This window comes from Roseomonas sp. KE0001 (genome assembly GCF_016107285.1).
Lineage (GTDB): Bacteria > Pseudomonadota > Alphaproteobacteria > Acetobacterales > Acetobacteraceae > Pseudoroseomonas.
Window position 1 is genome coordinate 391,374 of the sequence record NZ_RCVQ01000005.1, and the last position, 11,659, is coordinate 403,032.

An 11,659-nucleotide genomic window follows, 5' to 3' on the forward strand; every position below is an offset into this window, starting at 1 on the left:
CGCCCGGCAAGCCCGGCGGGATGAATTCCGCCGGAGGCCGCCCTCAGCGGGGCTGGACTTCTCCCCAGCCGGAGGTCTCCCGCGCGACGATGGCCGCGAGCAGGCGGATGGCGCCCGGCCCGTCATTCAGGCAGGGGATCAGCGTCAGGCTTTCGCCGCCGGCGGCGAGGAACTCGTCGCGCAGCTCATGGCCGATCTCGTCCAGCGTCTCGATGCAGTCGGACAGGAAGCCGGGCGTGATGACGGCGAGGTGACGCAGCCCCTGCCTTGCCATGCCGACCACCGTCTCGGCGGTATAGGGTTGCAGCCACGGTTCGCGCCCGAAGCGCGACTGGAAGGTGAGCGGCATCTCCGCCTCGGAGAGGCCGAGCGCCGCGCGCAGCGCCGCCATGGTCCGTTCGCATTCGGCGCGATAGGGGTCGCCGGCGGCGACGTAGCGTTCCGGCAGGCCGTGGAAGGAGGCGAGGATGCGCTCCGGCTGCCGCGGCAGGCCGGCCAGGGTCCCGCGCAGGCTCTCCGCCAGCGCCGCGATGTAGAGCGGGTGGTCGGGGAAGGAGGGGGCGATGCGCAGCGCCGGCTGGTGCCGCATCCGCATCAGGGCGCGGAAGACGTCGTCGTTCACCGTCGCCGTCGTGGTGGCGCTGTACTGCGGATAGAGCGGCACGACCAGGATGCGGTCGCAGCCCAGGTCCCGCAGCGCCGACAGCCGCTCGGCGATGGAGGGGCGGCCGTAGCGCATGGCCCAGTCGATGACGGGCGCCTGCCCGCAATCCCGCAGCAGCGCCGATTGCAGCAGGGCCGCCTGGGCACGGGTATGGGTGCGCAGGGGGGATTCGTCGCGCGCCGTGTTCCAGATGCGGCGGTAGGCGGCGCCGCTGCGGAAGGGGCGGGTGGTCAGGATGACCCCCTGCAGCAAGGGCTGCCAGAGGAGGGGGTTGTTCTCGATCACCCTCCGGTCCGACAGGAACTCGGACAGGTAGCGGCGCATGTCCCGGTAGCCCGTGGAATCGGGCGTGCCGAGATTGACCAGCAGCACGCCGATGCCGGGGGCGGAGGAGGCGCCGCCGGGGGGCTGGCGGGTCATGCGAGAAGGTCTCCCGGGCTCAGGCGCCGCAGCTCGGCGGCCAGGGCGGCGCCCATGCGGGCGGCCTCGTCCGGCGCGCCTTCGATATGGCGGCGCAGCAGAAAGCCACCATCCTCCCGCGCCACCAGCCCGTCCAGCCGCAGCCTGTCGCCCGGCAGCAGGCGGGCATGGGCGCCGATCGGCGTGCGGCAGGAGCCCTCGAGCCCGGTCAGCAGGGCCCGTTCCGCGGTCATCGCGAGCCGCGCCGCGGCATCGTCGATGGCGGCCAGCCGCAGCCGGGTGGCATGGTCGCCGGCCCGCGCGGTGATGGCCACGATGCCCTGGCCGGCGGCGGGCAGCATCACCTCCGGCTCGAGCACCAGGCTGGCGCGGTGCCGCAGGCGCAGCCGGTCCAGGCCGGCCAGCGCCAGGGGCGCGGCGGCGAAGTCGCCCTGTTCCAGCCGCGCCAGCCGCGTCTGCACATTGCCGCGCAGCAGCCCGAAGCGCAGGTCGGGGCGCAGGGCGCGCAGCTGCGCCGCGCGGCGCGCCGAGGCGGTGCCGATGCGGGCGCCGACGGGCAGGAAAGGCAGCGGCAGGCGGTGTTCCTCGGGCGGGCAGGAGGGGGCCAGCACCAGCGCGTCGCGCGCATCGGCGCGCGGCAGCACGGCGGCGATGGCGATGCCGGGCGGCAGCTCGGTCTCCAGGTCCTTCAGGCTGTGCACGGCGAAGTCGATCCGCCGGTCGAGCAGCGCCTCGTGGATCTCCTTGGCGAAGAGGCCCTTGCCACCGAGATCCGCCAGGCGGCGGGCCTCACGGTCGCCGGTGGTGCCGAGCGGGACGGCCAGGGCAGGCTCCGCGCCGCCGGCCGCCGCCAGCGCCTCCAGGACGAGCCGGGTCTGGGCCAGGGCGAGGGGGCTCTGTCGCGTCCCGGCCAGCAGGGCGGCCGGGCGCGGGCGCGCCAGCGGGGGCGGCGCGGTGTCGAGGACGGCGGACATCGGGGAAGTCTCTCGGGGAGGGAAGGGGGAGGCCGGGCGCGGCGCCCGGCCTCCTGATGGCCGGAGCCTTATCCGGCGGCGACGTCGGCCGCGGTGGTCGGCGCCGAGGCCGGGGCGGTATGGACCCGCTTGATGGCCTCCTCGACACCGGCAGCATAGGCGGGGTCCGCCCGGCGGAAATGCTCGAGCTGGCGGTCGATGATGAAGCGGGGCACGCCCTGCATCGCGCCGGCGATGTTCTCGAAGAGCTGCCGCTTCTGCTCGGCGTTCATCAGCCGGAACAGGTTGCCGGCCTGGGTGTAGTCGTCATTGCCGGCGCGGTGGTCGTAGTGGTCGGCGTCGCCCGAGATCCGCAGCGGCGGCTCCTTCACGCCGGGGTCCTGCACCGGGCCGTCGAAGGAGTTGGGCTCGTAGTAGTGGTCCGTGCCCACCGGCGCGTCGAAGCGCATGGCGCCATCGGCATGGTAGCTGTTGACCTGCGCCTTCGGCTTGTTGACCGGCAGCGCCTCGTAATGCGTGCCGACGCGGTAGCGGTGCGCGTCGGCATAGGCGAAGATGCGGCCCTGCAGCATCTTGTCCGGCGAGAAGCCGATGCCGGGCACGATGTTGGAGGGCGAGAAGGAGGACTGCTCGATCTCCGCGAAATAGTGCCTGGCGTTGCGGTTCAGCTCCAGCACGCCGATGTCGATCGGCGGATAGTCGGCATGCGGCCAGACCTTGGTCACGTCGAAGGGATTGTAGGGCGTCTTCTCGGCGTCCAGCTCCGGCATGATCTGCACCTGCACCGTCCAACGCGGGAAGTCGCCGCGCTCGATGGCCTCGTAGAGATCGCGCTGGGCGCTCTCGCGGTCCTCGGCGATGACCTCGTTGGCCTCCCGGTTGGTCCAGGTCCGGATGCCCTGCTGGGTCTTGAAATGGAACTTCACCCAGTGGCGCTCGCCGGCATCGTTCCAGAGCGAGTAGGTGTGGCTGCCATAGCCGTTCACGTGCCGGTAGCTCTGCGGCAGGCCGCGGTCGCTGAACAGGATCGTGACCTGGTGCAGGCTCTCTGGCGAGAGCGACCAGAAGTCCCACATCGCGGTGGGCGAGCGCAGGTTGGTCGCCGGGTGGCGCTTCTGGGTGCGGATGAAGTCGGGGAACTTCAGCGGATCGCGGACGAAGAAGACCGGGGTGTTGTTGCCCACCAGGTCCCAGTTGCCGTCCTCGGTGTAGAACTTCAGGGCGAAGCCGCGCACGTCGCGCTCAGCGTCCGCCGCGCCGCGCTCGCCGGCGACGGTGGAGAAGCGCAGCAGCGCCTCGGTCCGCGCGCCGGGCTGCAGCGCCTTGGCGCGGGTGTAGCGGCTGATGTCGCCGGTGATGGTCAGGGTGCCATAGGCGCCGGAGCCCTTGGCATGCACCACCCGCTCGGGGATGCGCTCGCGGTTCTGGTGCGCCAGCTTCTCGATCAGCTGGTAGTCTTGCAGGAGCAGCGGGCCGCGCGGGCCGGCGGAGAGGCTGTTCTGGTTGTCGGCGACGGGGGCGCCGGCGGTGGTGGTCAGGGTGGGAGGCTTACGGTTTTCGGACATTCCGGAATTTCCTCTCGGCAGGGGTGAGGATCTTCTACCAGTCGCCGCTTGATCGGTTAAATCGATCCTCTATTCTGTTGCGATAGGCTTAACCTATCGAAAGGGGTGATCATGGCGGCACAGACCCTGGCCGGCCTGTCCCTGCGCGACCTGGAATACGCCGTGGTCGTTGAGGAACTGCGTCACTTCGGCCAGGCCGCCGATCGTTGCGGCGTCAGTCAGCCTACCCTCAGCGAACAGATCCGCAAGCTGGAAGCCATGCTGGGCGTCACGCTCTTCGAGCGGCAGGCCCGCCGCGTCGGCGTCACGCCGCAGGGGGCGGTGCTGCTGGCCCAGGCGCGCGCGGTGATGCGCGAGGCGCGGCGCCTGCTCGACCTGGCGCAGGAGCAGGCCTCCCCCCTGGCGGGGCCGCTGCGCTTGGGCGCCATCGCCACCCTCGGCCCCTACTACCTGCCGATGGTGCTGCGCGCCGTGCGCGACCGCTTTCCGCAACTGGTGCTGCGGCTGCAGGAAGGGCGCACCGCCGCCCTGGTGCGGGCGCTGGAACAGGGGGAGCTGGATGCCGCCCTGGTGGCCCTGCCGGTCGCCTCCGCCGGCCTGGCCAGCGAGGCGCTGTTCTTCGAGCCCTTCCTGCTGGCCTGTCCCCAGGGCCATCCCCTGCAGTCCCGCCCGGAGGTGACGCTCGCCGATCTCGAGGGCGGTGGCCTGCTGCTGCTGGAGGAGGGGCATTGCCTGCGGGACCAGGCGCTCTCCCTCTGCGGCCTGCCGCGCGCGGACGGGGAAGAGCGCTTCGCCAGCAGCCTGGAGATGCTGCGCCATATGATCGCGGCCGGGGAAGGCTTCTCCCTGCTGCCGAAACTGGCGGTGCAGGAGGGCGCCGACCTGGGCGGGCTGATCGCCATGCGGCCGCTGGCCGATGCTCGGGTGGGGCGCAGCATCGGCCTGGTCTGGCGGCGCACGGACCCGCGGCGGGAGAGCTATCGGGAACTGGCCGCTTTCCTGCGGCACGCCGCCCCCGCGCCATAGGGCCTGCCGTCAAATTCACCACATTGAATTGTGTTGACGCGCGAATAGCGTTCTGAAAACGTCAAGATCCAGCCGCGGGCGCGGAATTGGCGATTCAGGGGAGCGGAATTCAGCCCGGACGCCCCGCTTGGGACAAAGCTCCGACAGGCGCTTGCAGCTTCGGGCGCTGTCTCTGTTATCCTGTGCGGCCAGGATCCCGCCCTGGGCCTGGTCCGCCGTCGCCGGAGGAGAAGCATCATGCAGGGATTTCCCGTCTCCCGCCGCAGCGTCGCCGGAGCCGGCCTGGTGCTCGGCACGGCCCTGGCCGGCGGCGCGCGCGCCCAGGGCGCGACGCAGCTGCTCAATGTCTCCTATGACCCGACACGCGAATTCTACCGCGCCTACAACGCGCTCTTCGTCGAGGACTGGAAGCGCAGGACGGGACAGACCATCCGCGCCAGCACCTCGCACGGCGGCTCGGGGCGGCAGGCCCGCTCGGTGATCGACGGGCTGCAGGCCGATGTCGTGACCCTGGCGCTGGCCTATGACATCGACGCCATCGCCGAGCGCGGGCTGATCGACGCCAACTGGCAGAGCCGCCTGCCGCAGAACAGCGCCCCCTATACGAGCACCATCGTCTTCCTGGTGCGGAAGGGCAATCCGAAGGGGCTGCGCGACTGGGGCGATCTGGCGAAGCCGGGCGTCGCCGTCATCACCCCCAATCCCAAGACCTCGGGCGGGGCGCGCTGGAACTACCTGGCCGGCTGGGCCTGGGCGCAGCGCCAGCCGGGCGGCTCGCCCCAGGCGGCCGAGACCTATATCGCCGCGCTGTTCCGCAACGTGCCGGTGCTCGATACCGGCGCGCGGGGCTCCACCACGACCTTCGTGCAGCGCGGCCAGGGCGATGTGCTGCTGGCCTGGGAGAACGAGGCGCATCTGGCCTTCGCCGAATTCGGCCGCGGGCAGTTCGACATCGTCTATCCCGGCTTCTCCATCCTGGCCGAGCCGCCGGTCGCGGTGGTGGACCGGAACGTGGACCGGCGCGGCACCCGCGCCGCGGCCGAGGCCTTCCTGAAGGGGCTCTACGAGCCCGAGGCCCAGAGCCTGGCGGCGCAGCATTTCTATCGCCCCCGCGACCCCGCCGCCCTGGCCGCCGCCGGCGACCGCTTCCCGCAGCTGGAGATGATCACCATCGACGACCCGCTCTTCGGCGGCTGGCGCAAGGCCCAGGCGGACCACTTCGAGGATGGCGGCCTGTTCGACCGCCTCTACCGACCAGGACGATGAGGGGCGGGGGCGCCTCCGGCCTGCGGCGCCGGGTGTTGCCCGGCTTCGGACTCAGTCTCGGCCTGACCCTCGCCTGGCTCTCGACGATCGTGCTGATCCCGCTCCTGGCGCTGGTGCTGCGGCCCCTGGAGCTGGGCCCGGCGGGGATCTGGGCCTCGCTGGCGGAGCCGCGTGTCTGGGCGGCGCTGCGGCTCTCCTTCCTGGCGGCGCTGGCGGCGGCGGCGCTGAACCTGCCGATCGGCCTGCTGGCGGCCTGGGTTCTGGTGCGCTACCGCTTTCCGGGCCGCCGCCTGCTGGATGGCATGGTGGACCTGCCCTTCGCCCTGCCGACCGCCGTCGCCGGCCTGGCGCTGACGGCGCTCTACGCGCCGAACGGCTGGCTCGGCGCGCCGCTGGCGGCGCTGGGCGTGAAGGTCGCCTACACTCCGCTCGGCGTGATGCTGGCCATGGCCTTCGTCGGGCTCCCCTTCGTGGTCCGCACCGTGGAGCCGGTGCTGCGCGACCTGCCGCGCGAGGCGGAGGAGGCGGCGGCGACCCTCGGCGCCGGCCGCGGGCAGACCTTTCGGCGCGTCATCCTGCCGGCCCTGGCCCCGGCGCTCCTGGCGGGCTTCACCATGGCCGCGGCGCGGGCGATCGGGGAGTATGGCAGCGTCATCTTCATCGCCGGCAACATGCCGATGGTCAGCGAGATCGCGCCCCTGCTCATCGTGGTGCGGCTCGAGCAGTTCGATTACGCCGGCGCGGCGGCGGTGGGCCTGGCCATGCTGTTCCTGTCCTTCCTTCTGCTGCTGGTGCTCAACCTGGCCAGCCGCTTCTGGCGGCCGGCATGAGGCGGCCCGGCGGCGAGCCCCGTGTCGAGGTGGCGGCCGAGGCGCCCTGGGTCCGCCGCCTGGCCATCCTGCTGGCCGTGCTGGTGCTCGGCCTGCTGCTGCTGCTGCCGCTGCTCGCCGTGGCGACGGAGGCGCTGCGCCGCGGCTGGACGCCGGTGGTCGCCGCGATCACCGACCCCGACGCCCTCGCCGCGATCCGCCTGACGCTGCTGATCGCGGCGATCTCCGTGCCGGTCAACACCCTGGGCGGGCTGGCGGCCGCCTGGTGCATCGCCAAGTTCGACTTCCCCGGCCGTGCCCTGCTGCTGGCGCTGATCGAGCTGCCCTTCTCCGTCTCGCCGGTGATCTCGGGGTTGGTCTGGGTGCTGCTCTTCGGCGCGCAGGGCTGGCTCGGCCCCTGGCTGCAGGAGCGCGACATCCAGATCGTCTTCGCCCTGCCGGGGCTGGTGCTGGCGACGATCTTCGTCACCTTCCCCTTCGTGGCGCGCACCCTGGTGCCGCTGATGCAGGAGCAGGGGCGCTCGGCGGAGGAGGCGGCGGCGACGCTCGGCGCCTCGGGCTGGCAGACTTTCCGGCGTGTCACCCTGCCCGACATCCGCTGGGCCCTGCTCTCCGGCGTCCTGCTCTGCAACGCCCGCGCCATGGGGGAGTTCGGCGCGGTGTCCGTGGTATCGGGGCATATCCGCGGGGAGACCAACACCATGCCGCTGCATATCGAGATCCTCTACAACGAGTACCAGTTCGTGGGGGCCTTCGCCGTGGCCGGGCTGCTGGCCCTGCTGGCGCTCGTGACCCTGGCGGCCAAGGCGCTGCTCGAGCGTTCCGGCGACCTGGCCCGCCTCCGCCGACCGCCCGCATGAGTGTCGAGATCCTCGGCCTGTCGCGCCGGTTCGGCGAGGCGCAGGCGCTCCGGGACGTGTCTCTCTCCATCGCGGCGCGGGCCTTCGTGGCCCTCCTCGGCCCCTCCGGCTCCGGCAAGACCACCCTGCTGCGCATCCTGGCCGGCCTCGACTTCGCCGATTCGGGCACGGTGCGGATCGAGGGGCGGGACATGGCGGAGGTGCCGGCGCGCGAGCGCGGCATCGGCTTCGTGTTCCAGAACTACGCGCTGTTCCGCCACATGACGGTGTTCGAGAACGTCGCCTTCGGCCTGCGCGTCCGGCCGCGCCGCGCCCGCCCGCCGGAGGCGGAGATCGGCCGCCGGGTGCGGCGCCTGCTGGAGATGGTGCAGATCCCGGAGCTGGAGCGGCGCTATCCCGACCAGATCTCGGGCGGGCAGCGGCAGCGCGTGGCGCTGGCCCGCGCCCTGGCCATCGAGCCGCCGCTGCTGCTGCTCGACGAGCCCTTCGGCGCGCTCGATGCCGAGGTGCGCAAGGGGTTGCGCCGCTGGCTGCGCGAGCTGCACGCGCAGCTCGGCATCACCATCGTCTTCGTCACCCACGACCAGGACGAGGCCATGGAGCTGGCCGACAAGGTGGCCGTCATGCAGGCCGGGGAGGTGTCGCAGTTCGACCCGCCCGATGTGTTGCTGGAGCGGCCGGCCAATGCCTTCGTTGCCGGCTTCCTCGGCCATGCCGCCCGCCTGCCGGCCCGCTTCCAGGGCGGCACGCTGCGCTTCGAGGACCCTGGCCTGGGCACGTTGCCGGGCGCGGCCCTGGCGGTCGCGCCGCGGCGCGAGGGCGCGGCCCTGGCCTTCGTGCGGCCGCATGAGTGGGAGGTGCGGTGCGCCGGGGAGGGGCCAGGGGAGGGGCCAGGGGAGGGTGGGAGGAATGCCGTCATCCGCGCCAGCCGGCCCGCCGGCGGGCGGCGCCACCTGGAGGTTGATCTGGCGGGGCTGACGATCGAGATCGAGGTCGAGGGCGGCGCCGGGTATGAGCCCGGCCGGCCCTGCGTGATCCGCCCGCGCACCGCCCGCGCCTATTCCTGACACCGCCCGCTACCACAAGGGCGGCAGCCTTCCGCGCGTGACAGCGGGCCAACTGTGCCCGTGACGCCACGCTGTGTTTCGGAATGCGACAAATTCGCACCTTTCGTCGCCAGGCGGCCTTGAGAGATGCTTGCGTCCTGTATATGCGAGCGACTCTCAATATCAGATCAAGGCACGCCCTCCATCATGACCTGCGGTCGCGCAGCCTCTCTCCGACGAAGCGTCTCCCTCCTCGCCCTGGCCACCGGCCTGGCAGGCGGCCCGCTCACGGCTTCCGCGCAATCTCCCGCCGCGCCGGCGCCCAATGCCGTGCAGCTGCCCGAGGTGAACGTGCAGGCCGGCGTGGAACGCGGATACAGCCCGGTGCAGGGCTTCGTCGCCGGCGTCAGCGCGACCGCGACCAAGACCGACACGCCGCTGATCGAGACGCCGCAATCCATCTCGGTCATCACCGCGGACGAGATCCGCGCGCGCGACGCGCAGAACATCAACCAGATCATGCGCTACTCGGTCGGCGCCGTCACCGAGACGCGCGGCTCGGCCGCGGTGCGCCTCGATCAGATGACCATCCGCGGCTACTCGCCGAGCCAGTATCTCGACGGCATGCGCCTCGCCGGCGGCCGCGACGCCAATCCGAGCCTCGACGCCTATCGGCTGGAGCGGCTGGAGGTGCTGCGCGGCCCGGCCTCGGTGCTCTACGGCACCACGCCGCCGGGCGGCATCATCAACGCCGTCAGCAAGCGCCCGACCGAGGAGCGCATCCGCGAGGTGCTGCTGCAGGCCGGCACGCGCGAGCAATGGCGCGTCGCCGGCGACTACGGCGGCAAGCTGGACGAGAACGGCGAATGGCTCGGCCGCTTCATCGGCTCCTACGCCGAGGGCAACGGCGAACTCGATGAGGTGCGCGAGCGGCGCTACTTCTTCTCGCCCTCGCTGACCTGGCGGCCGACCAGCAACACCACCATCACCGTCCTCGGCCACTACCAGCGCGACCCGGAATCCGGCTCCTATGGCGGCGTGCCGGGCTGGGGCTCGGCGCTGCCCAATCCGAACGGCCGCATCGCCACGCGCTTCTATGACGGTGACTGGGACTTCGAGCGCAGCAACCGCGAGCACTACCAGATCGGCTATCTCGCCGAGCACCGCTTCAACGACACCCTGACGGTGCGGCAGAACTTCCGTTACATGCACACGCAGGGCGAGTATCGCAGCCTCTACGGATCGGCGATCAGCAGCGACATGACGCAGCTGATCCGCTCGGTCTTCGGCACGGATGCCGACCTCGATGTCTTCAACCTGGACAACCAGGTGCAGGCCAAGTTCGACACCGGACCGGCGCGGCACACCCTGCTGGCCGGGCTCGACTACTTCCGCGTGCTCAACGACGTCTATACCGGCTCGAACGTCTATAACGGCCGCACCCCGAACGGCGTCCTGCGGCAGAGCCTGTTCAATCCGGTCTATGCCAACCAGAACACCCGCTGGCCCGGCTTCGCCACCTACAGCAGCCAGCGGCAGAACCAGCTCGGCGTCTATCTGCAGGATCAGGTGCGGATCGGCCAGCTGGTGCTGATGGCCGGCGGCCGCATCGACTGGTCGGACAGCACGACGGAGAACCGGCGCGCCGGCAGCTTCGCCCTGACCGGTACCTCGCGGCAGACCGACAGCGCCTTCACCGGCCGCGCCGGCGCCGTCTATCTCTTCGAGAACGGCCTCGCGCCCTATGTGAGCTACTCCGAGAGCTTCGAGCCGCAGACCGGCACCGACCGCAACCTGAACCCCTTCGACCCGACCACGGGGCGGCAGTACGAGATCGGCCTGCGCTACCAGCCGCCGGGCACCAATCTCTCGATCGCCGTCGCCGCCTTCGACCTGCTGCGGGAGAACGTGCTGAGCACCGATCCGGTCAATCCGCAGTTCAGCGTGCAGAACGGCGAGGTGCGCACGCGGGGCTTCGAGCTGGAGGCCAAGGCGACGCTGGCGCAGGGCCTGAGCCTGACCGCCGCCTATTCCTATCTCGACATGGAATACACCAAGAGCAACAACAGCGTCGGCATCGACTACGGCATCGAGGGGCGGGCGAGCGGCGGCACGGTGCGGCAGGAGGGCAAGGTGCCGACCGGCATCCCGCGCCACAATGCCTCGGCCTGGCTGGACTATACCGCGCCGGAGGGCCGCTTCGGCGGGCTCGGCGTGGCGGGCGGCGTGCGCTACCTCGGCTCCTCCTGGGGCGATCCGGCGAACACCTTCAAGGTGGATTCCGCGACCCTCTTCGACGCCGCGCTGCGCTATGATCTCGGCCAGGTCAGCCGCGACCTGAACGGCATGCAGCTCGCGGTCAACATCCAGAACGTCGCGGATACGCGCTACGTGGCGAGCTGCCTGTCCTATGCCTGGTGCTGGTATGGCTACGGCCGCACCGTCACCGGCTCGCTGCGCTACCGCTTCTGATGGCCGCATCCGGCAGCACGGCGGCGCGCCGCGCCGCGCCGCCCGCCGCCGAATGGCGCAGGAAGCTCGGTATCCTGCTGCGCGTGGTCGCCGCCATCGGCGGCGGCTATGCGCTGGCCGCGCTCGCCGCCACGGCGGCGGCCCTCGCCCTGCCGATGCAGCGGGCCGATGCGGTGCTGACCGGAATGCTGGCCAGCTTCGCTGTCTATTGCGGCGCCGTGGTCTGGGTCTTCGCGGCGCGTGACGCGCTGCGGGCCTGGCTCGGCATCCTGCTGCCCGCGGCGCTGCTGGCCGGCATCGCCTTCCTGGCGCAAGGCTGGGTGGCGCCATGAAGACCGGCTTCCGGCAATCCATGGCCTGGTTGCACACCTGGTCCGGCCTGCTGGTCGGCTGGGTGCTGTTCCTGATCTTCCTGACCGGAACCGCCAGCTACTTCCGCCCCGAGATCTCGTTCTGGGCGCGGCCGGAGTTGCATCGGCCGCAGGCCGAAGTGGCCTCGCTGCAGCCCGTGCTGGACGCCGCCCTGCGGATGAGCG

The 11,659-nt window shown here is 71.5% G+C and carries 11 protein-coding genes; 8 read left to right on the plus strand and 3 right to left on the minus strand.

Features of this window, described 5'->3' with window-relative positions; genetic code table 11:
* Nucleotides 1-43: 43 nt before the first annotated feature.
* The 3 genes from hemH to D9598_RS12840 form a co-directional block, all read right to left on the minus strand.
* Complete coding sequence (hemH, locus tag D9598_RS12830) at nt 44-1,084, minus strand: ferrochelatase (RefSeq protein WP_198366903.1); 1,041 nt, start codon at nt 1,082-1,084, stop codon at nt 44-46.
* A complete protein-coding gene (gene hemC / locus D9598_RS12835; protein ID WP_198366904.1) occupies nt 1,081-2,058 on the minus strand; it encodes a hydroxymethylbilane synthase in 978 nt (325 codons plus the stop codon). Before hemC ends, hemH begins: the two co-directional genes overlap by 4 nt.
* A gap of 68 nt (nt 2,059-2,126) precedes the next feature.
* Entirely contained in the window at nt 2,127-3,623 is a 1,497-nt protein-coding gene (locus tag D9598_RS12840) for a catalase (protein ID WP_198366905.1), read from the minus strand.
* 111 nt (nt 3,624-3,734) lie between these two features.
* Between D9598_RS12840 and D9598_RS12845 the strand changes: the two genes are divergently transcribed.
* From D9598_RS12845 to D9598_RS12880, 8 genes are all read left to right on the plus strand, one after another.
* Nucleotides 3,735-4,649 carry a LysR substrate-binding domain-containing protein gene (locus D9598_RS12845; RefSeq protein ID WP_198366906.1) on the plus strand — a complete coding sequence of 305 codons (915 nt, stop codon included), beginning with the start codon at nt 3,735-3,737 and terminating at the stop codon, nt 4,647-4,649.
* 237 nt (nt 4,650-4,886) lie between these two features.
* Entirely contained in the window at nt 4,887-5,915 is a 1,029-nt protein-coding gene (locus tag D9598_RS12850; protein ID WP_198366907.1) for a sulfate ABC transporter substrate-binding protein, read from the plus strand.
* The gene (gene cysT / locus D9598_RS12855) at nt 5,912-6,745 is read left to right on the plus strand and encodes a sulfate ABC transporter permease subunit CysT (RefSeq protein ID WP_198366908.1); all 834 of its coding nucleotides are present in this window, start codon (nt 5,912-5,914) and stop codon (nt 6,743-6,745) included. Before D9598_RS12850 ends, cysT begins: the two co-directional genes overlap by 4 nt.
* Nucleotides 6,742-7,605 (plus strand): sulfate ABC transporter permease subunit CysW, encoded by an 864-nt coding sequence (gene cysW / locus D9598_RS12860; protein WP_198366909.1) that lies wholly within the window; start codon nt 6,742-6,744, stop codon nt 7,603-7,605. Before cysT ends, cysW begins: the two co-directional genes overlap by 4 nt.
* Entirely contained in the window at nt 7,602-8,672 is a 1,071-nt protein-coding gene (locus D9598_RS12865; RefSeq protein WP_198366910.1) for a sulfate/molybdate ABC transporter ATP-binding protein, read from the plus strand. Before cysW ends, D9598_RS12865 begins: the two co-directional genes overlap by 4 nt.
* A 186-nt stretch (nt 8,673-8,858) precedes the next feature.
* On the plus strand, nt 8,859-11,123 hold the full coding sequence (locus D9598_RS12870) for a TonB-dependent siderophore receptor (RefSeq protein WP_198366911.1): 2,265 nt from the start codon (nt 8,859-8,861) through the stop codon (nt 11,121-11,123).
* Nucleotides 11,123-11,455 (plus strand): DUF3649 domain-containing protein, encoded by a 333-nt coding sequence (locus D9598_RS12875; RefSeq protein ID WP_198366912.1) that lies wholly within the window; start codon nt 11,123-11,125, stop codon nt 11,453-11,455. Before D9598_RS12870 ends, D9598_RS12875 begins: the two co-directional genes overlap by 1 nt.
* Nucleotides 11,452-11,659: PepSY domain-containing protein (locus D9598_RS12880; protein ID WP_198366913.1), on the plus strand; the 208-nt coding region annotated here is incomplete at its 3' end. The genes D9598_RS12875 and D9598_RS12880, both read left to right, overlap by 4 nt.

Excerpts from the sequence above, each read along its gene's own strand:
- hemH (WP_198366903.1), bottom strand. The coding sequence starts at position 1,084 with ATGACCCGCCAGCCCCCCGGCGGCGCCTCCTCCGCCCCCGGCATCGGC.
- hemC (WP_198366904.1), bottom strand. The coding sequence starts at position 2,058 with ATGTCCGCCGTCCTCGACACCGCGCCGCCCCCGCTGGCGCGCCCGCGC.
- D9598_RS12840 (WP_198366905.1), bottom strand. The coding sequence starts at position 3,623 with ATGTCCGAAAACCGTAAGCCTCCCACCCTGACCACCACCGCCGGCGCC.
- D9598_RS12845 (WP_198366906.1), top strand. The coding sequence starts at position 3,735 with ATGGCGGCACAGACCCTGGCCGGCCTGTCCCTGCGCGACCTGGAATAC.
- D9598_RS12850 (WP_198366907.1), top strand. The coding sequence starts at position 4,887 with ATGCAGGGATTTCCCGTCTCCCGCCGCAGCGTCGCCGGAGCCGGCCTG.
- cysT (WP_198366908.1), top strand. The coding sequence starts at position 5,912 with ATGAGGGGCGGGGGCGCCTCCGGCCTGCGGCGCCGGGTGTTGCCCGGC.
- cysW (WP_198366909.1), top strand. The coding sequence starts at position 6,742 with ATGAGGCGGCCCGGCGGCGAGCCCCGTGTCGAGGTGGCGGCCGAGGCG.
- D9598_RS12865 (WP_198366910.1), top strand. The coding sequence starts at position 7,602 with ATGAGTGTCGAGATCCTCGGCCTGTCGCGCCGGTTCGGCGAGGCGCAG.
- D9598_RS12870 (WP_198366911.1), top strand. The coding sequence starts at position 8,859 with ATGACCTGCGGTCGCGCAGCCTCTCTCCGACGAAGCGTCTCCCTCCTC.
- D9598_RS12875 (WP_198366912.1), top strand. The coding sequence starts at position 11,123 with ATGGCCGCATCCGGCAGCACGGCGGCGCGCCGCGCCGCGCCGCCCGCC.